This is a genomic window from Mycobacterium sp. NGS61 (assembly GCF_059812325.1).
The window spans coordinates 1-19,095 of the sequence record NZ_JCALCL010000007.1 but is presented as its reverse complement, the minus strand read 5'-3'; the positions used below and the strand labels follow the sequence as shown (position 1 = coordinate 19,095).

The 19,095-nt window shown below is 65.0% G+C and carries 18 protein-coding genes and 4 pseudogenes; 11 read left to right on the top strand and 11 right to left on the bottom strand.

Translation table 11 applies throughout. The features are described from left to right. Positions 1–5: 5 nt before the first annotated feature. A pseudogene (locus AC5Y3Z_RS15875) lies at positions 6–780 on the bottom strand (SDR family oxidoreductase). Between the two features lie 91 nt (positions 781–871). Between AC5Y3Z_RS15875 and AC5Y3Z_RS15870 the strand changes: the two are divergent. Beyond that, positions 872–1,756: a LysR family transcriptional regulator gene (locus AC5Y3Z_RS15870; RefSeq protein WP_463826457.1), complete on the top strand. Its 885-nt coding sequence runs from the start codon at positions 872–874 to the stop codon at positions 1,754–1,756. 124 nt (positions 1,757–1,880) lie between these two features. Here the strand turns inward: AC5Y3Z_RS15870 and AC5Y3Z_RS15865 are convergent, their stop codons facing one another. Continuing rightward, complete coding sequence (locus AC5Y3Z_RS15865; protein WP_463826456.1) at positions 1,881–3,617, bottom strand: DUF3556 domain-containing protein; 1,737 nt, start codon at positions 3,615–3,617, stop codon at positions 1,881–1,883. Between the two features lie 362 nt (positions 3,618–3,979). Here AC5Y3Z_RS15865 and AC5Y3Z_RS15860 point away from each other — a divergent pair, with 362 nt between their 5' ends. The 4 genes and pseudogenes from AC5Y3Z_RS15860 to AC5Y3Z_RS15845 all read left to right on the top strand — a co-directional run. Next, positions 3,980–4,684 carry an ABC transporter ATP-binding protein gene (locus AC5Y3Z_RS15860; protein ID WP_463826455.1) on the top strand — a complete coding sequence of 235 codons (705 nt, stop codon included), beginning with the start codon at positions 3,980–3,982 and terminating at the stop codon, positions 4,682–4,684. After that, the gene (locus AC5Y3Z_RS15855) at positions 4,681–5,850 is read left to right on the top strand and encodes an ABC transporter substrate-binding protein (protein ID WP_463826454.1); all 1,170 of its coding nucleotides are present in this window, start codon (positions 4,681–4,683) and stop codon (positions 5,848–5,850) included. The genes AC5Y3Z_RS15860 and AC5Y3Z_RS15855 overlap by 4 nt, the downstream gene beginning before the upstream one ends. After that, positions 5,847–6,650, top strand: coding sequence for an ABC transporter permease (locus AC5Y3Z_RS15850; RefSeq protein WP_463826453.1), 804 nt, complete (start codon positions 5,847–5,849; stop codon positions 6,648–6,650). The genes AC5Y3Z_RS15855 and AC5Y3Z_RS15850 overlap by 4 nt, the downstream gene beginning before the upstream one ends. Before the next feature lie 67 nt (positions 6,651–6,717). Continuing rightward, positions 6,718–7,390: pseudogene (locus AC5Y3Z_RS15845) on the top strand (cytochrome P450); the annotation flags it as partial. Positions 7,391–7,395: 5 nt separating this feature from the next. Here the strand turns inward: AC5Y3Z_RS15845 and AC5Y3Z_RS15840 are convergent. Further along, positions 7,396–8,292: a lysophospholipid acyltransferase family protein gene (locus tag AC5Y3Z_RS15840; protein ID WP_463826452.1), complete on the bottom strand. Its 897-nt coding sequence runs from the start codon at positions 8,290–8,292 to the stop codon at positions 7,396–7,398. A 49-nt stretch (positions 8,293–8,341) separates the two neighbouring features. On the opposite strand from AC5Y3Z_RS15840, the gene AC5Y3Z_RS15835 reads away from it, so the two are divergent. Beyond that, entirely contained in the window at positions 8,342–8,914 is a 573-nt protein-coding gene (locus AC5Y3Z_RS15835; protein ID WP_463826451.1) for a TetR/AcrR family transcriptional regulator, read from the top strand. Positions 8,915–9,068: 154 nt separating this feature from the next. Further along, positions 9,069–9,254 (top strand): excalibur calcium-binding domain-containing protein, encoded by a 186-nt coding sequence (locus AC5Y3Z_RS15830; protein ID WP_463826450.1) that lies wholly within the window; start codon positions 9,069–9,071, stop codon positions 9,252–9,254. A gap of 30 nt (positions 9,255–9,284) precedes the next feature. On the opposite strand, the gene AC5Y3Z_RS15825 is transcribed toward AC5Y3Z_RS15830, so the two are convergent. Genes AC5Y3Z_RS15825 through AC5Y3Z_RS15800 form a run of 6 tightly spaced genes read right to left on the bottom strand, consistent with a single transcriptional unit; the run spans position 9,285 to position 15,650 of the window. Next, positions 9,285–10,535, bottom strand: coding sequence for a flavin monoamine oxidase family protein (locus AC5Y3Z_RS15825; RefSeq protein WP_463826449.1), 1,251 nt, complete (start codon positions 10,533–10,535; stop codon positions 9,285–9,287). A gap of 1 nt (position 10,536) precedes the next feature. Further along, positions 10,537–11,337 carry a TauD/TfdA dioxygenase family protein gene (locus AC5Y3Z_RS15820; RefSeq protein WP_463826448.1) on the bottom strand — a complete coding sequence of 267 codons (801 nt, stop codon included), beginning with the start codon at positions 11,335–11,337 and terminating at the stop codon, positions 10,537–10,539. Beyond that, positions 11,316–12,380 (bottom strand): D-alanine--D-alanine ligase family protein, encoded by a 1,065-nt coding sequence (locus tag AC5Y3Z_RS15815; RefSeq protein WP_463826447.1) that lies wholly within the window; start codon positions 12,378–12,380, stop codon positions 11,316–11,318. The genes AC5Y3Z_RS15820 and AC5Y3Z_RS15815 overlap by 22 nt, the downstream gene beginning before the upstream one ends. Further along, positions 12,381–13,736: an ATP-grasp domain-containing protein gene (locus tag AC5Y3Z_RS15810; protein WP_463826446.1), complete on the bottom strand. Its 1,356-nt coding sequence runs from the start codon at positions 13,734–13,736 to the stop codon at positions 12,381–12,383. Next, entirely contained in the window at positions 13,733–14,953 is a 1,221-nt protein-coding gene (locus AC5Y3Z_RS15805; RefSeq protein ID WP_463826445.1) for a sedoheptulose 7-phosphate cyclase, read from the bottom strand. Before AC5Y3Z_RS15805 ends, AC5Y3Z_RS15810 begins: the two co-directional genes overlap by 4 nt. Positions 14,954–14,984: 31 nt before the next feature. Further along, entirely contained in the window at positions 14,985–15,650 is a 666-nt protein-coding gene (locus tag AC5Y3Z_RS15800) for an HAD-IA family hydrolase (protein ID WP_463826444.1), read from the bottom strand. A gap of 224 nt (positions 15,651–15,874) precedes the next feature. Here AC5Y3Z_RS15800 and AC5Y3Z_RS15795 point away from each other — a divergent pair, with 224 nt between their 5' ends. The 3 genes from AC5Y3Z_RS15795 to AC5Y3Z_RS15785 all read left to right on the top strand — a co-directional run bounded on the left by AC5Y3Z_RS15795 (position 15,875) and on the right by AC5Y3Z_RS15785 (position 17,733). Next, positions 15,875–16,471, top strand: a complete 597-nt coding sequence (locus AC5Y3Z_RS15795; RefSeq protein WP_463826443.1) for a TetR/AcrR family transcriptional regulator — start codon at positions 15,875–15,877, stop codon at positions 16,469–16,471. After that, positions 16,468–17,367, top strand: a complete 900-nt coding sequence (locus AC5Y3Z_RS15790) for an oxygenase MpaB family protein (protein WP_473139677.1) — start codon at positions 16,468–16,470, stop codon at positions 17,365–17,367. Before AC5Y3Z_RS15795 ends, AC5Y3Z_RS15790 begins: the two co-directional genes overlap by 4 nt. Positions 17,368–17,604: 237 nt before the next feature. Beyond that, positions 17,605–17,733 (top strand): hypothetical protein, encoded by a 129-nt coding sequence (locus AC5Y3Z_RS15785; protein ID WP_463826441.1) that lies wholly within the window; start codon positions 17,605–17,607, stop codon positions 17,731–17,733. Positions 17,734–17,860: 127 nt separating this feature from the next. Here AC5Y3Z_RS15785 and AC5Y3Z_RS15780 read toward each other — a convergent pair whose 3' ends face one another. Both AC5Y3Z_RS15780 and AC5Y3Z_RS15775 read right to left on the bottom strand, forming a co-directional pair. Further along, entirely contained in the window at positions 17,861–18,364 is a 504-nt protein-coding gene (locus AC5Y3Z_RS15780; RefSeq protein WP_463826794.1) for a DUF4352 domain-containing protein, read from the bottom strand. A 48-nt stretch (positions 18,365–18,412) separates the two neighbouring features. After that, positions 18,413–18,508: pseudogene (locus tag AC5Y3Z_RS15775) on the bottom strand (DUF2510 domain-containing protein); the annotation flags it as partial. A gap of 152 nt (positions 18,509–18,660) precedes the next feature. On the opposite strand from AC5Y3Z_RS15775, the pseudogene AC5Y3Z_RS15770 reads away from it, so the two are divergent. Then, positions 18,661–19,095: pseudogene (locus tag AC5Y3Z_RS15770) on the top strand (IS21 family transposase); the annotation flags it as partial.

Genomic DNA, 19,095 nt, shown 5'->3' with positions numbered 1-19,095 from the left:
CCCGCTCAACGCGTGGAGTAACCGCCGTTGGCGAAGATGGTCTGTCCGTTGATCCACCAACCGTCACTGACCAGGAAGCGGATCAGCGAAACGATATCGTCCGGATCGGTCAAACCCGTCCTGGTGAATTTCGACAAATCGGCCGCCGTCTGGTTGAACTTCGCCGACTCATCGGTTTCCTGCCCGTAGAAGAAGGGCGTCTCCATCGGTCCGGGTGCGACGGCGACCACCGAGATACCACGTTCCCCGAACTCCTTGGAGGCCGCGCGGGTGAAGTGTTCGACGGGGCTCTTGGAGCCGGCATAGATCGAGTACAACCCGGTGTAAGCAGCCAGTAGCGAAGTGACCACGGTGACCAATTTGCCCTGGTCCGTGAGGTGCTTGCCCGCCTCCTGGATGAAGAAGAACGCGGCTTTGGAGTTGACGGCGAAGATCGTGTCGTACTCGTTCTCGGTGATGTCGGCGATCGGCTTCTTGATCACCATCCCGGCGGTGTTTACCGCGATGTCGATCGTCCCCAGGGCGGCCTTGGCGTCGTCGAACAGCGACGAGACCGCTGCGGCCGAGGTCAGGTCGCCCTGGAAGGCATAGGCCTCGGGTCCGGCGTCGCCTGATGGCAGCGACCGTCTGGTCCGCGGCTGCTCTGGTGGCGTCGCTGTTGTAGTGAATCGCAATGGCTTTGACGCCGCGAGTCGCCAGATCGCGGGCGAGCAGTCCGCCCAGGTTCTTGGCGCCGCCGGCGATCAGCACTGTCTTACCGTTCAGGCTGTGGTTGCTCATGACGCGAAACTATGTCGGCGGATATACAAATCGCCAACAGTGTTTAATGGTCGAATGACAACCGGAAGTTGTCCATGGTGAGGGGTTGGCGGTGTCGGACCACCATGCACCATTAGACCTGTACCGGCTGTCCCAGTTCATCGCGGTGACCCAACACGAGAATCTGACCGCCGCCGCCCAGCGGCTTCATCTCACTCAGCAGGCATTGAGTACGGCCATGCGCCAACTCGAGCACGCTATCGGCGTCAGCCTGTTCGACCGTCGCGGCCGGCGACTGCAGCTGACCCCGGCCGGGCAGAAGCTGCGCGAGGGTGCACCGTTGCTGTTGGCTGCCGCCGCCGCACTCACCGACGCCACGCGGCAGGTGGCCGCCGGCCGTCAGCCGCCCTTCGTCGTCGGACATACCCCGGCGATCACTGCCGAAGAGATCTTCACGATCATCGAACCGGTGCGCGCGGCGCTGCCGGAGGTCTCGGTGACGGCGCGACAGATGTTCCCCTCCGACATGCAGCAAGCCCTGCTCGATCGATCCATCGACGTGGGTCTGCGGCGCGGCGCCACCACGCCACCGGAGTTCGCCGGGGCGGTCATCGGTTACGACGAACTGCGGGTCGCGGTAGCAGCCGGTCACCCGCTGAGCAAGCAGACCAGCATCGCGCTCACCGACATCGCCGCCTACCCGCTTGTTGTGTGGGCACCGCCAACGTTCTCGTTCTATACGGACTTCCTCGTAGCAGCTTGTCGCCGTGCGGGTTTCGAGCCGACGGTGGTGGTCAACAAGATGCAGGGCACCCCGCCGGTCACCGCGGTCGTCGGCAACGACTACGTCGCATTGGTGACCGCGCCGGCGGGCCCGGCGTTACACGGTCGTGTCGAAGTGCGGGCCCTGGACGACCCGCCGCTAGTGCCCATTCAAGCATTATGGTTGCCGCACACCACATCTGAGGCACGGACCGCGCTGTTGGCGCGGCACTGAATCAGTGGCGCGCCACGAAAGTGCCCGGAGACCAGCGCCTTGAATCCTGCAATACCGTCGGCGGCGAACAGACCGGGCAGTTCGTGCCCCGGACCGGTCGACGCGTCGGTGACCAGGGCGGTCGTCATGCGTTCAGCCCGGTGCTGCTGGTGACGTGTACCGGGAGATCGTCGTTCCAAGGTTGCGTGGTGACCATGTCGTCGACGTTGACGTAACCGCGCTCGAATTCACCCGTCGCCGCGTCGACCAGCCGGTACTCCTGACGCTGAATGTGGATCGGCTGCGCGTCGAGGATCACCACCCGAACCTCACCGGGGGCGAATCCGCACCGCTGCTGCAGTGCCTCGATGAGGCACTCGTTGTGCATGTGCCCGTCGCCGAAGTTCCAGCCAACCGCCACCGCGCACAACATCTCGCCTTCACACAGGTTGTAGTCCTGCTCGTCGTAGCCGGCCAGCGCCCGGTGGACCAGGGTGAACAACGCGCGCCCGTGGGTGTTCATCCCGCGGAAGGCGTAGGCAAGATGGATGGGGACCAGGGTGTCCTCTTTGCTTTTGTACAACCGCTCGAGTTGCAAATGCTGCATCGGTCCCAGCGCGCGGGCGCCGATGCGGATCTTCTCGTCGGCCGACGGCTTCACGCACCACACGGTGGTGTCCCAGTTGCCGGCGTAGTACCGCATGCCGGGCAGGAAAGACACCTTGTGCGGGAACAGGTTTCCGACGATGACGGTGCCGACGAGGACCACGAACAGCACGGCGACCGGCAGCGGGTTGATGACACTGGCAAGTCCGACCGGCGCGTGCGCCACGAACAGCCACAGCACGCTGAAGATCATGAACACGTTCCACTCCAGTGGCACTCCCATCGGAAAGGCCAGCAGGATGTTCAGGTGGAACACGATCATCACGAACGCAGCGACGGTCGTCGGCCAGCCGCCGTGTGAGAAGAGCAGCGCCAGCGGCACCAGCCCTTCGATCGCGGTCGAGAAGTGCGCGATGAATCCCGACCACGCACCGGGCCGCAGATCGTCCGGGTAGTGCTTGAACAACGACGTCTTAAGGACGCCCGACGGGATGAACGGATTGTTGGCCAGCATGGTCGAGATCACGAACGGGAAGTGCCGGGTCAGCTTGGACGTGGCCGCGCCCATCCAGATCACCAGGCAGACCAGCTTCGCGGCGACCACGCTATCGGCACCGGAGAACAGGAACGCCAGCGCCAGCGGCGCGTAGACCTCGCCGCGCGCGGCCAGGAAGATCACCTTGTCCCGCAGGCCGAGTACGGCCAGCAGCGTCAGGATCGCGACACTCTGCCACCGCGGCAACACTCCGATCGCGGTGTGCAGGGCCGGGATCGGCCCACTCCCGTCAGACACCAGCGCCGTGACGAGCAGCGTGAGCAGTGCGCCGTAGAGTACCGCGTCGAGCGGAGTTCTGTTGTGGCCCTTGGTCAGCGGCACCCGGTCGGGCCACGGGGGCAACCGGATGGTGCCTGGCCGCAGCCAGTACAGGATCGAGCCGATCGGTGGGAAGTACCGCCCGGCCAGCGGTCCGAAGCAACAACCGAGCCCGACGACTTCGAAGAGCATGGTGAACAACACGGCCTTCTGGAACACGATGGGTTCGGTCCACCAGGCGGAGAGGTCGGTGAAATCGCCGATGCCCGCTGTGGACCACGCGCACACCCAGATGCCCAGGACGTAGAGCACGATCTTGACGCCGTACATAACATGCATCACCAGGGGAGTGCCGAAGCCGTTCTCAGCGATGTGGCGCATCATCGGGATCACCCGCTCGGAACGAGTCCGCTTGCTCCACTCCGCGTCGACGACGGGGAGGTTGGGCTGGATGAACCCCATAGCGACTCCTTCGACAGCGGCCGATTCTCGGTGAGGAAAAACTACCGGGTGTGGCGGGACTGGGGTAGTGCGTGTCGACTCAGCGGGACGCTTTTGCACCGGTTGCGATCAGCACGATCCCATCTGGCCGCCGGAGTTGCGGACGCCGCGCCACCGATCTCGGACTGAGACACCTGAATGCACTGTGCTGGAACATCATTCGGGATCACAACCGCGCTGCTTCCGCTCGCTGCCGGCGTAGCTGCGCGCCAGCTGTCCACAGTCGCCGCGGCGACGTGCAGGAGCAATGCCCGCGCCGCAATGGCAGCGTGCTGCCTGTGCCGTGCCCTGCCGACGGCACAGTCGTCGAAAGGAACGCGAACGTGGGAGCTGCCACTGTACGAATAGTCGGTGGCCACAAGCGCTTTGACGCCGGCAGCCACGCGCTGGCCGACATCGACCTGACCGTCGAGCACGGCGATTTCCTGGCGATCCTGGGCCGCAGCGGCAGTGGCAAGTCCACTCTGTTGCGGGTGATTGCCGGGCTGGAACAGCTCTCGTCGGGAACCGTCGAATGGTCCACCGGCTCCACGCGGCCGCACGCCGGCGTGGTGTTCCAGCAGGCGCTGCTGCTGCCGTGGCTGACCGCGGGGGAGAACGTGCTGATCGCCGGGCGGTTCGCCGCCCAGCAGGCGTCGTTCAACCGGGATTACGCCGAGGAGTTGTTGCGTCGCTTCGATCTGGAGCGGGTCGCCGACCGCTATCCCGACCAGCTGTCCGGCGGGCAGGCGCAACGGGTGGCGATCATCCGGGCGGTCGCTACCCGGCCCCGATTGTTGCTGCTCGACGAACCGTTCAGCGCACTGGACCCGGCCATCCGGGCCGACCTGCAGCGGTGGCTGAGCACGCTGGCCGCCGAGTTGGGCGTCACCGTCGTTCTGGTCACTCACGACGTCGACGAAGCGTTGTTGCTCGCCAGCCGTGTCGTGTTGCTCGGTCCCGACGGGCGGATCCGGCGCGAATGGCAGCCCGGCAGCCAGCAGTTGCGACAGGAGATCCTCGACCACTACCGCCTGGTGGGGCAGTGACGGGCCTGGTGTCGCGGCGGTCCTTGCTGACCGGCGCGGCGGCCCTCGCCGCGGCGGGCGGAGTGGCCGGCGTAGCTGATCTGGCGCACGCCGCCAGTGTCGACCGGACGAACACCAGCGGACAACTGCGGGTGGGCTACCTGCCGATCACCGACGCGGCGCCGCTGTTGATCGCACACGCCGCCGGTCTCTACCAGCCGGGTGTGGTGAGCGCGGCCAAGCCGGTGTTGTTTCGCAGTTGGGCCTCCCTGGCCGAGGCGTTCGTCACCCGCCAGGTTGACGCCGTGCACATGCTGATGCCGACGGCGATCCAGTTGCGATTCCTCCTGCGTAGTCCGGTGCGGGTGTTGAGCTGGAACCACACCAACGGATCAGCACTCACCGTAGCGCCGCACATCACCGACTACGGCCAGTTGGCCGGAACTCAAGTGGCAATACCGTTTTGGTGGTCGATCCACAACATCATCCTGCAACAACTGCTGCGCGCGCATAACCTGGTGCCGGTGGTGCGCCGCAGCGCCTCACGCACCGCCCGCACGGTCGAACTGATCGTGATGAGTCCGTCGGACATGGTGCCGGCGTTGGCCAACCGCTCGATCAGCGGCTACGTGGTGGCAGATCCGTTCAACGCCATGGCCCAGGTCCGCAAGATCGGCCGCATCCATGCGTTCCTCGGCGACGTGTGGCGTGACCATGCCTGCTGTGTGGTGCTCGCGCACGACGACCTGATCGAACACCGGCCGCAGGCGGCCGCCGCCTTGGTGGATTCAATTGTCGCTGGACAGCAACGCATTAACGCGGACCGGGCTGCAGCAGCAGCGGCGTTGTCGAACGGCGCGTACCTGCCGCAGCCCCTGCCGGCGATCAAGACCGCGCTCAACTACCGCGCGCAGGACTATCGGATCGTCCACCCCGACTGGCAACCACAGCGGCTGGGATATCAACCCTTTCCATTTCCCAGCTTCACCCGCCGCCTGGTCGAAGCCATGCACGACACCGTCGTGGACGGCGATCGCGGGTTCCTCGACCGACTGGATCCCGCGACCGTGCATTCGGAGTTGGTCGACGACTCCTTCGTGCGTGGTGCGCTGGGCGCCCGCGGTGGGCTCGAATCCTTCGGCATCCCTTCCGATTTCAGTCGAACTGAACAGGTGCAACCGCGATGACTCTGGATACAGCGACCCTCTCGGCACCCGTAGATTCCCCGTCAGGTGCACTCGTCCGGCGCTGGTGGCCGCCCACGCTGGCGATCGGGACGGCGATCGGGTTGTGGTGGTTGGCGACCGCCGTCCTGGCGCCCGCGCAGTCGCTGCTGCGTGAGACGACACCGTTACGAGTCGCCACATCGCTGGTCGATCTGTACCACCGCGGAGTGTTGCTGCCCGACACCGGTGTCAGCCTGTGGCGGCTGCTGGTCGGGTTACTGGTGGGCGCGGTCATCGGCATGCCCACCGGGCTGCTCATCGGGCTGAACGACACGGCCGATCGCGCGACCCGACCCGTGGTGCAGTTCCTGCGCATGATCTCACCGCTTTCGTGGGCCCCGATCTCGGTGGCACTGTTCGGAATCGGCAACGAGCCGGTGATCTTCCTGATCGCTGCGGCGTCGGTGTGGCCCATCCTGATCAACACCGCCGCCGGCGTGCACGCCATCGATCCCGGGTACCTGCAGGTGGCCAGATCGTTCGGTGCCACCCGGGCCGAACAACTCACCGTGGTGGTGCTGCCCGCCATCCGCGACCATCTGCAGACCGGTCTGCGCGTGGCCCTGGGTATCGCCTGGGTCGTGTTGGTGCCAGCCGAAATGCTTGGCGTGCGTTCGGGTCTGGGCTATCAGATCCTCAACGCGCGCGATCAACTGGCGTACGGACAAGTGGTTGCGGTGATCGTGGTCATCGGGTTGATCGGCTACGGGCTGGATCTCGCTGCGCGACGAGCGCTGTCAGGATCGCGGGCTGCCCGATGATCCCGTCGCGTAGCGACAACCGAAAATAGAGTAGTCGTCTACGCGTTGCATCTCGCCCGATCCACCCCAGGCCTTCACTCCTCGCTCGGTAGCCCGCCTGGACACCGTCATCACCGACATCATCACCGAACTGACCGACCCTCTGATGGCCGCGGGCCGCAGCGAGATCGTCTCGGATGTCGCCCGGCCCTATCCGGTACCGGTCATCAGCCCGTACTGGGCGCCCCCCGCGACGACCGGCGCCGATTCTCGGCCTGGGCCGACGACTTCTTCACGCTGTTCACCTGGAATGTCAGAGAGTACGAACGCGACATCCTGACCGCCTGGGCCGAACTCGACGCCTACATCGATGCCATGGTGGCTGACCGGCGCCACTCACTGACCGATGACCTGATTTCGGACTCGATCCGCGCCGAGGACGACGGCGACCGGCTGAGCATCGAGGAGCTGCGGATGCTCGCGATCGGCATTCTGATGGCGGGCACCGACACCACCCGCAACCAACTGGCCGCGGCGGTGGAGGTCTTCTGCGACCATCCCGGGCAGTGGCAGCTCCTCGCCGAGCAGCCCAACCTGGCGGTGACTGCTCGAACCTCGCCCGGCGCGACCTCGCCGAGGCGCTGCGGGTGATGGCCGCCCGGATGCGCAATCTTCGTCGCTACGGACCGGTTACGTGGCAGCCGATCGTCGGAATCACCGGTCCGGCAACGCTTCCGGTCGAGTTCGACGCCGCTGAGTAGTCGCTTCAGGCCGCCGTGGCTGCCCGTGTCCACGCCAGCGGGTTCAGCTCCCGGAACGGGTCGCCGGTACGGATCTCCAACAGCCGGTCCAGTATCGCTTCCAGGGACTGCTGGGTGTCCGCCCGCACCGACTCAACCCACTTCTCGGTAGACATGCGCGCTGGTTTCGTCGTGCAGATCGGCTCACCGAATTGCAGATACATCCGTTGCGGACGAGGGATGAAGGTGGGCCCAACGCCGCGCAGCAGCGGCATCGCCATATCGGCATCGCCGGACATCCTGGTGCTGACCGCCCGGCTGAGCCGACCCAACAGGCTGTCGCGGGTGACCAGGCTCTTGTAGACGTCGTCACCGCCGACCAACCCGACCGGAACGATCGGATAGTCGTTCTCCACCGCGATGCGGGCGAAGCCGGCCCGGCCACGCCAATTCAGTTGATATTCCTCGCCTTTGAATTTGGCGATCTCGCGTCCGCCGCCGGGGAACACCAGGATGGTCTCGTTGTGGCGCATCAGTTCCCGTGCGGTCTCCGGGTCGCCGACCACTCCGCCGTAGGCGGTCATCACGTCGTGGCCGAACCCGGGCTGCTGGGCGAAACGGCGGTCGGCCAGCGGCCGGACCCGGGTGCCGATCGCGCGTCGCACGAAGTGCGGAATCAGCAACACCTCGCCACCGATGAACTGAGTATGATTGCCCACCAACAGGAATCGACCGTCGGCCGGCAACGTGTTCAGACCGCTCACGTACGGCCGGGTCGCGTCGATCACCGGTGCGATGCCGTCGTGCACGCGCTCCAATGCACCACGCAGAAGCTCAACGCGGCGCGGATGGTTCATCACCGCATCCATGTCGATCGGCCGGCTGTCGACGTCTTTTGTTCGCGGCGGGGGGAAGGGTGCCATGCTGACCACTATACCGAACGAACTAGTTCGTATGGGTTATGATCGGATCGTGCGCACCCGGTCCGAGCTTCGCGACACGATTCTCGGTGCCGCGCGCTCCGAGTTCGCCCAGTACGGCCTGGCCGGCGCCCGCATCGACCGGATCGCCCGAGCGGCGACCGCCAGTAAGGAGCGGCTGTACGCGCACTTCCGGGACAAGGAAACGTTGTTTCGCAGCGTGGTCGCCGCCGACAGCGAGGAATTCTTCGCCGCCACCACGCTGAATCCGGAGGCGGTGCCCGAATTCGTCGGCGAAATCTACGATTTGGCTTGTCAGCGGCCCGAGCATCTGCGCATGATCACCTGGGCGAACCTGGAAGGGCTGGCGCTCGACCCGCCCCCCGCCGACGAATGGGACTCCATGCCGGCCCGTCATATCCGCGCCATCGAAGCAGCCCAAGCCGCCGGCTACGTGGACGTTTGCTGGCAGCCGATGGAATTGCTGGTGCTGTTGTTCGGGGTGGGCCTGGCCTGGGCGCAGTCGCCGCACCCCGATGCGCGAACGGTCGATTCCGAAGTGATTGCGGCCCGACGGGCCGCCGTGGTGGAGGCCGCCCGGCGGATTGTGAGTCCCGCCGGCTGAAGCGCGGTCAGTTCGGAGGTGGACCCGCCCCAAACCCGTTCGCGGGGAGTTCGGCACTTTCTCGACTTCCGCCCGCCGTCGGTCGCGGTGTCGTAATCTCGCCAATCAACACAGGGAGGGTGTTGAGACGACAGTTCGTATGCTCGTTGCTGCGGTGGCCGCAACTGTTGGTGTCCTGGGTTACGGGACGGCTATCGCACCTGCTGCACAGCCCGATGCGCCGTATGCCAACTGCAAGGCGGCTGTCGCCGATGGCCGCTACAACATCCCGAGGGGCGATCCCGCCTACCGGCCCCCGTTGGACCGCGATAACGACGGCTTCGCCTGCGAGTCGAAGTAACCCCCGCGCACACCGCGAAGGTGGCAGCGGTCAGCCGGTGTTGGCCCCGATGGCCTGCAGAATCGCCTCGCCGGTGCGACGACCGCTGACCAGCGCACCCTGAATCGAAGCGCTATCACGGTGATCGCCGCATAGCCACGTCCCTGCCGGAGTGCGGATCGGCCGTCGCACCCGCAGCGGCGGGTGCTGTGCAGGCAGTGCGCCAGGAATGACGTGCCGGGTCACCGGCACCCAATCGCGATGGTCGGTCTGCAGGATGTCTGCGGCATGTTGACGCATCGTATGTTCGTCGGGGACGGTGCCATCGCGCACCAACGCAGAAGCCGCGATCAGGTGCTGACCCGGTGGCGCGTAAGTCGGTGCGGCGGCACTGATCACCGCCGTGTTCAGCACCGGTCCGCGCCCTCGGCGGGCATCCACCCGCAGCATCGGGGGACCCGGTACCGACTGGTCGCTCGCCCACCAATCGGTCACCACCCCGTGCATCTGGGGTGCCGCTTCGCCGGTCAGGGGCGTTGCCGCGACAGCGTCGGTGGCGACTACCACGTGCTGGGCGCGGACGCTGCCCGCGTCGCCCTGGACGTGAGACCCGTGGGTGTCCGACACCACCCGAATGGCCCGGTGCTGCAGCGCAATTCGTTTGCCAAGTCGATCGGCGAGCTGACTCGGCAAAGCCTGCATACCGTCGGCCGGCAACGCCGGCAAGCCCAACGCGAACATGCGGGCCAACAACAGTGTGAACGCATTCGAACTGGCCCCGGACTCTTCGAGCAACACCCCGGCCAGAAAACGATCCACCACCCGGCGCACGTCGCCGCTCACACCGGCCCGATCCAGCGCTTCGCTCACATTGACATCCCAATGCTGGGGTGCCGTCAGCTTTTTCGGTCGTAGCGCTGGGGACGCCCACCGCGCCAGCGCGATCACATCGCGTGCCCTTACCCCACCCGAGGACAGCATTGTCAACACCCGCTTCGGGTGACGGATCGGGTGTACCCAGACCGCGGAGCCCTCATCGCGGCGCGCGATCACGCCGGCCCCGAAAGGTTGCAGTCGCAGCTGCGCCAAATCCACGGTGTGACGCAACTCGGGGTAGGCGGGGTTGAGGACCTGAAAGCCTCGGTCACAACGGAACCCGTTGATGACATCGGTCCGGATGCGACCGCCGACGGCGTCCGACGCTTCCCAGACCAGCACCTCGCGACCGGCCGCGGCGAGCACATCGGCACAGCGCAAACCGGCCAAACCAGCGCCGATGACGAGTATTTCGGTTTCTTCCATGTCACCAATCCGATCGCTCGACGGTCAACGGCTCCCGATCGACGACCATGCCACGATGCATCACGCGGCCGCCGATCACTCCGCGGTGGTCGGCACGGTGCAGTACACATCGGTTGTCCCACATCACGACGTCGCCTTGTGACCACTCGTGGCGGTAGACGTTGTCGTCCCGCGTCGAGTGGCGGAACAGGAAGCCGACCGTTTCGGCTCCCTGCCGCGGCGACATCCCACTGACCGCGGCGCAGCGCTGCGGCGCCGAGAGATACAGCGCGGTCCGCCCGGACAGCGGGTGCCGCAGGAATACCGGATGCTCCGCCTGCGTCTCTTGCTCCGGGCCTGGCTCCAGACCCGTCACGACGTGGGTGATGGTGCACCCGGTGAGTCGGTGGCGCACCTCCGGTGGCAGCGTCGCGTACGCCGCGTACTGATCGGTGAACAAGGTGTGCCCACCGTGTTCCGGCACGCGCACCGCCCGTAAGGCGGTGTAGGACGGGGGATTTCGCACGTAGCTGGTGTCGGTGTGAAACGTCGAGCGTGGTGGCCTGCTGCGACCCACATTGCTCACGATATTCAGGTCTGGGAATCCCGGCACCGGAGTCTCGCCGACCGTGAACACGGTCTCACCGAAGCTGCGCAAGAACCGCAGGAAAGCCGCGTCACCGATGACCTGCCCGGGGAGGACGAGCACCCCGTGCCGGGCCAGCAACCGGCGGAGCTGGCGAACGTCGCGGCCACCCAAACCGTCGACCCGCATGTCGGGCACCCGCGCCCCCAGCGGCGTCAGTGCGGTGTGCGCGAGCATGGCCCCCCTTCGAGGCCGAGTTCGCGAAGCTGGTCGGCGAACAGTTCGGTGACGTCCACCCCTGATGCTGCAGCCATCACCGCAAGTACGCTGGACGGGGCGAACGAGCAATACGGACCGGCTTCGAGGAACCAGGGCTTACCGGTGGGGTCGATGCGAAAGTCGAACAGGCTGTAGTGGCGACAGCCCAAAGCCCGGTGGCACTGCCGGGCTGCCTCCCATACGACCTCGGTGATCGGATCATCGCGGGCGACGATCCAGGCCCGGCTGGGTTCCTTTGCGGCGAGGTACAGTTCGCCGGCGTTGGTGCGGCGCAGTTTGTCATCGCGGTGCCGGATCGGTTTGGTCGTGGCGTCCACGGCGTACTCTTCCAGCGGCAGGCACACGAGCTTGCCGCGGCGAACGACGATGCCGCACCGTACTTCTCGTCCCGGCTCGATATAAGACTCGACGAGGGCGGCTGCGCTGTGCCCGAGCGCCGCGTCGATCGCCGCGCCAAGATCCATCGGCCTGCGCACCAGCGATACGCCCACCGAGTTGTCTGCGTTCACCGGCTTGACGACGACCGGCGGCCGCAGCCTCAATCGACGATCACCATCTCGCACCACCTGGCCCGCCGGGACAGCGACGCCTGCCGCGGCCACGATGTCGCGTGCCATGGTTTTGTCGGCAGCAACCGCCATCACTTCCGGTCGGTTGCCGATGTACGGGATGCCCAGCACACCCAGCAGGCGGCGGTAGGAGGTCATCCCGCAGATGCAGAACATCTGCGGCACGGCGACATCCACCTTCAGGCAGCGCAGGTGCTCGACTGCATCCCATACCGTCATCGGCGCAGCTGATTTCAGTGCTTCGGTGCTGAGGTCTTTCGGGAATCGCCACGTCCCACCCGGTGACACGTACGCCACATGCATGTCGTAGCGGTCCGGATCGGCGAGCGCACCCAGACAAGCGCGCGCATACAGGCAGGACAACTCGGCATGGAAGTCGTCAAGGGCCGACCCGACGAGGTGCAACACCGACACGCGTGCTGAGACGGCCATTCAGTCGCCGCCGTCCTCGACGAGCTTGCCGATATTGAAATCGATGCGGCTCCAGCCTTTTCGGCTGCGCAGGTTGTCCCACAGCAGTGCCGGAATCTGCAGGTGGTGCACCATGAGGTACGGCAACGGATCCCACCGGGTGAAGATCGCGTCCTTACCGCCCAGCATGGTCCGGAGTCTGCGGCACCGTCCGGGTTGGGTGAGTAGACGCCAGAACTCGTGGTAGATCCAGTAGGTGGGGCGAGCACCGCGGTCCGGCGTGATCAGCGGGTGTTCGTCGTCGAGATAGGCGGCGGCCAATGCCGGGTGATCGTGGAACATGGTGATCGCGGAATGGGTCCGTGGATTGCACTCGATGGCGTAGGTGTGCCCGTCCCGACCTTCGATGAAGTCGAAGGCCACCTGCCCGGTCAGGCCGAGACTCCCGACGAATGTCTCTACCCAGTACTGTATTTCGGGCTTGTCCACATGCTGGTAGTTCAGTTGGGCCGCCGAGGATTCGCAGCACCCGTAGACTTGCAGCCAGCCGTCGTGCACGGTGCCGTGGGTGCAGTATTCGCGCCCGTCGATGAACTCCTGCAAGATCCAGGGGTCGTCCGCCGAGATCGGGAGGGACCGCGCCAAGGCGGCGTTGCGCTCAGGTGTGCGGGCCGACAGGCGGGCGAGGTTGATGCGGCCCACCGGGTCGTAGGCAATTCGCTTCAGGATGTAGTCGCGGTCGGGTGGAAATTCGAAATCCGCGACCTGCGCAGCGCTGGTGATCCGGTGGGAGTCGGGTACGCGAAGGCCCAGTGATGCTGCAGTAGCCGCGAATTCGGCCTTGTCATCGAGCAGTCGAACCGTTCCGGGATCGACATGAAGAGTGTTGCAGGTGCCGTCGAGCAGTGCTCCCACCCAGGCATCGGGGACGCTGCCCGCCGGGCTGGACACCGGCACGAACACGTCGACGTTCTCATACTGGGCGATACGCAGGAGTGCCGAGGCGTAGTCGGGAGCCGTCGGCTCGGGCACGCAGTAGAACTCGTCGACGGCGCGGGAGAACCGGTGTCCGGTCAGGCGGTACTTGGCAGATTCGACCAGGATCACCCGGTGCCCGGCCAGGTGAAAGGACCTGGCCAACTGCAGGGCCTTGGTCATTTTGCCGCCGTTGAGCAAGATGGTGCGACGGGCTTGGGCGGCGACCGGCGTTTGGGGTGGCCGCCGCCGGCTCAGCAGTGTCAGCGCTACCACGGCGAGGTCGATCGGCAGCGTGAGCAACAGGGCGAGCAACGTGGCAACAGTTCGGCCGACGTTGGCGTCCCTGCGTGCCGGCTCGCGAACCGCTGCCGGCCGCTCGATCTCCAACGTTGCCGTCACTGCCCCACCACCTCCGGTGCGGCGAAGACATTTACGCCGTCACCAGCGCGGGGAAATTCCAGGCAGATCTTCTTGTGCAGCAACAACGTATCGGCCAGTTCGGTGGCACTGACATCGTTGAGGAACGTGCATCGACCTAGCGGGTCGGGTACCGCCGCACGAAGCAGGCCGTCGCGGGTTCGAAGGATGGCTGCCGTCGCCTCGGCAAGCAGTTGTTCGGTCAAATGTTCACTGTCCAAAGCCAGTCCCAGTGCGCTCATCACCCCCAGCACGCGATCGCGGTCGGCGACGGAGAGATAACCCCGCTGCTCGGCCAGCGTGGTTGACAACGCCATGTCGATGTTGATCGCGTGACCGTGGAAGAACGGGATGGGCGGGGTGAGCTCCAGTGTCGGACTCCACGTGTGCCCGAACGCAATCACCCGATCCAAGTCGATCTCGTGCAGGTTGGGCGCTTCCAGGTCGAGCATGGTGGCGATCGCGAGGTAGGTGAGATGGTCACCCACGGAACGCAACTCCGAGTTGCCGTGCAGATGGCCGAATCTCGTGCGCAGGAGATCGGCGCCGTGCGCTTCGAGCAGTTCGAAGATCTTGGCGTTGCCGACGACGGCGATCTTGATCAGTTCGGCCATCCCGTTGCGCACCTGATCCTCAGGAAGCGTCTTCAAAAACGAGAAGTCCAACAGGACCTGCTGCGAAGCGTGGTAGGCACCCAAGCGGTTCTTGTGTTTGCCGTGATTCACCGCGACCTTGATGGACACGCTCGCGTCGATCAGGCCGATCAGGGTGGTTGGAATCCGGATGTACGGGGTGTTGCGCCGGTAACTCGCGCAGGCGAACCCCGCCACGTCGGTGGTCAATCCGCCGCCCACGACGAGCTCAGGTTCGGTGCGGACCAGCCCGAAAGCATTGAACTCGCTGACAATCCGCTCGTAGGTCTCCAGTGACTTGGCCGTCTCCCGAATCTGGACCGGGACCACGGTCAGCTTGATCTCGTGCTGCTCGAAGTAGTCGTGTATCGAGTCGGCGTAGAGCTGATACACGGTCTCGTCGATCACCATCAGCGTCCGGCCGTACGGACGGTAACTGTCCGCCAGCAGTGTGTTGTCGCGGCCGAAGACGCCGTCGACGTATAGCAGGTCGTACTCGATCTTTTCGTACCCTTCGACGTGAAACGCCCTGTCACTCGTGGTCACTCGGGCCTGAAGATTGCTCATTGCGTGTTCCTCGGATAGGTCAGGGCTGGACTCAGCGGGTCACCAGGCCGAGAACGGCTGCGGCGTCCAGAGATTCGACGGTCTCCGTGGCGGCGCTGAAGTCGCCACCGCTGGTGTTCCGGTTCGGGAAGGCGACGCAGGTGATGCCGGCGGCAGTCGCGGCGGCGACTCCTCCGACGTTGTCTTCAATCGCCACCACGCTGTCAGCGTGCTCGCCGAGTCGTTCGAGGGCGAATTCGTACGCCACGGCATCGGGTTTCGGTGCTGTCACGGACTCCTTGTCCACGATGAGATCGAAAGTGTCCGCACTGATCTGCGGCTGTAGAGCTTTCAACAGCGCGGCGACGTTGTCCGGTGAGGTGGTGGTGATGAAGCCAAGTTTGTGATGGTGTTCCTTGGCCTCGGCAACGACGGCAGCCACACCGGGACGCAGAGGCACAGTCGAGTCGCCGAGAAGCCGTTGGAAAATGCCGGACTTGCGCGCGTGTACCGCCGCGGCGTCGACGTCCTCACCGCGGGACTCTGCGTAATCCTGAATCCGTTGTGCCCCACCGTTGGAAGCCAACATCGAGATGTAGTCCTCGCGTGACCACTCCCAGTCGAGTCCGGAGGCTGCAAACGCCTCGTTGAAGGCTTGCCGCTGTAATTCCGACGTGTCGGCGAGAGTGCTGATGGACCCGAACAAGACAGCTGACATGGGTTTCCCTCCATTGCGTGGATGTCAGTGTGATGGATCACCCGTTCAATACTGATCTAAACGTACAATAGTGAACAGAAAAGTGTCTACTGATAGATGGGTTCACTACTGAGTCGGACTTACAGAGGGTCGACGAGCCGCCCAGTAGACTTCTGGGCCGAACGAGTTCTCTCTGGCGGCGCCCGCAAAGGAAGGGCCGATGCAAACTAGGTGGCGCGGCGAATATGACCCCCGTCTCGGCTAACGACGAGTCCGGCGTTGAAGACGCGCGGGTGGCCCGCACCCGCGCGGACGTCGCCCGTGCCACCCTGAAAATTCTCACCGGGGACGGGTCCGAGGCGATCACCCATGCGCGGGTCGCCGAGATCGCCGGCTACTCCAAGACCACCGTGTACACCCACTGGCCCACCCGCATCGACCTGATCATCATGGCGATCGAATCGCTCGGCGAGATGCCCCATCACGAACGCACCGGTGACCTGCGCGCGGATGTCGTCGAGGAACTCAAGGTATTTCGTTCCGGGATTCTCGAACTGCGGCTCGACCGGGTGCTCGCCAGCATGGCGCAATGGGCCTCTGAGGAGCAGATGAGGCAGGTCCGGGACAAGGTCAACACCGACGGCCAGCACCAGATGTACGCCATGCTCGGAGAGGTTTTCTCCGGAGCGGCGCTGGACGCTGCCGTGTCGATGCTCACCGGGGTCGTCGCGTGCCCGTCGCTGATGTACGGCACAGTGCCCAACGACGAGATCATCGAAGCCGCCGTCGACATCATCTTCAAGAGCGCCGCCCAACATTCAGCTCGTACGGTGAAGGGATGACTCTGTCGTCAGCGGTCAGCGCGGTCAGGCGCGACCTGGAAAGCAGATTGTTCGCCATGGTGGCCGGACCGCAGGGGCCGACCAACCGTGAGCGCATCCACCACACCCCGGGCGAACGGTGGTTCGGCGAGGACCGGCCCATCCGGCGCGTCCACGCGGACGCGTCGATGTTCGTCGGCGGGTTGCGGGCCCTGCTACTGCAGTCGCTGCATCCGCTGGCAATGGCCGGCGTTGCCGACCACTCCGACTATCGAGGTGACCCCTGGGGGCGGTTGCAGCGCACCAGCACCTTCCTGGCGACGACGACGTTCGGTTGCGCTGCCGACGCCCAGCATGCCGTCGACCAGGTCCGGCGCATCCACACCTTCGTGCGTGGTGTCACCGTTGATGGACGGCCGTATCACGCGTCGGACCCGCACCTACTGGAGTGGGTGCACATCGCCGAGGTGGATAGCTTCCTGCTCGCCCATCAACTGTATGGCGCAGCGCCGCTCGACCAATCCGGCCGGGACGGGTACGTCGCCGATATGGCCGTGGTGGCAAGGGCACTGGGCGTGCCGACGCCGCCGGAGACCGAACGCGAGTTGCATGAGCGCATTGAGGCTTACCGACCCGAATTGCGCGCCACGCCAGCGGCCCGGGATGCCGCGCGCTTTCTGCTGCTGACTCCACCGCTGGCCCTGCCGGCCCGACCGGTGTACGGCGTGCTGGCCGCGGTGGCGGTCGCGATGCTGCCGACGTGGGCGCGGCGCCCGTTGTGGTTGCCGTACGCCCCGGTGCTGGAGTCCACCGTGACGCGCATGTCCGGGCACGTCCTGGTTGGGAGCCTTCGCTGGGTGATGACTGCGGGCAGGGTTCCGGTCGAGCCGGAGTTGGTGCTGCCGGGCGTTGGGTAAGCCGGTAGACAAACACGCTTGTGGTGGTGCGCCGTCAGGGTTTCGAACCCCGGACCCGCTGATTGAGAGCGCCTTCCCCGCTTGCCGTCGTCCGGTGCATGATCGCTTTCGACAAAGCGAGCCGGACCGTATTGCCCAAGATCTGCACTCCTGTATTTATCGCTTACATTGCCAAAGAAGATGCGGCAGGAATGCGTTACTGCGTCGGTCGACCGCTGGCGACTCCCGATGGTTCCGATGCGCAAACCGGGTTGGGTGTCGCTGTCGAAGATCGACGACGCCCTGAAAGACGTACTGTGCTCGCGGCGGCAGGCCTCGGCCAAGTGGATACATACCATCCGTCACATCGCCACCACGCTGCTCTAAGAACTCGGTGACCCCAAAGATGAGAGCATGCAAATCACCTGCTCTTATTTGCCGCCGGGCACTGCGGCTACATCCACGTCGACCAACCCAAACCCGCGCCGAGCGCGGAAACTCGAATAAATCCTGCTCAGCTGAGTTTGACCTTTACCCCGCCGCTGAACGCCGAATCGTGAAGTTCGATAACAGTGGCCTTGGTGCCCGGGGGGACGTCGAAGGGCACCTGGGCGGTGATTGTGAATCCGGGATTCATGTTGACCAGCATCGACGTGTTCTCTCCGTTCGCGCCGCTGTTCAACTCGATTGCCGCCATCGAGTCGGCCGCGAACTGCTTGCCGTCGCCATCGAACAGCTTCTGGTTCTCCACGAAGAAAGACTGTGGTTCGTTCCCGGTGTTTTTTACCGTCATGGTGACGATGATGAACTCGCCGCGTGCCTTCGACGTTCCGGTATCGGGCGAGGTGCGGACGCCGGTGACGGTGAACGCGAACTTCCCGTCACGGACCTCTTGCCCGACACCGGCACTGGAATCCGCCTTGCTGCCTTTGCCTCCCGCGCTGGTTGTTTTTTCGCCGGCTGAACTGCCTACGATCGCGACCAGTGCTCCGCAACCGCCGAAGAACAGCACCACCACAGCGAGTAGGACCCACGGCCATACCTTGCGCTTCTTGACCGGTGCGGCCGGGGCTGCCCCGGTCCACTGGGCGCCATCCCAGTATCTGGTGCCCCGAGATCCGGAGGGGTCGGGGTACCAACCTGGGGGATTTGGTTGCGTCATAGTCATGAACCTACCTGGGCTAGCGGGTCTCTCGGGACTTTTTCGATTCGTTCAATTTTGTCGGCGTCGCTTGAAAATTGACCCCGTGTCGACGGGTGAATTTTGACCCCCTTCGACTGAGTCTCGGCTTATGAGCCGACAGGAGAAGGGAGTTGTTGTCAGTGGAGGACTGGGCTGAGATCCGCAGGCTGCATCGAGCCGAGGAGTTGCCGATCAAGTTGATCGCCAGGACGTTGGGTGTCTCGCGTAACACGGTGCGGGCGGCGTTGGCTTCTGAGGGGCCGCCGAAGTACGAGCGTAAGCCGGCCGGGTCGGCGGTAGATGTTTTCGAGGAGGCGATCCGCGCGCAATTGTTGGCGGTGATCGCTGAGCGAGTCGGTTGGACGCGTGGGATGACGGTGTTCAAGGAACGTGTCCGCGAATTGCGGCCGGCCTATCTTCCGCCGGATCCGTCGGGTCGCGCCAGCTATGACGCCGGCGATATCGCGCAGTGCGACTTGTGGTTCCCGCCGACCACGGTGCCGGTCGGCTATGGGCAGGCCCGTACCGCGCGGCAGTTGCCGGTGCTGACGATGGTGTGCGGGTAT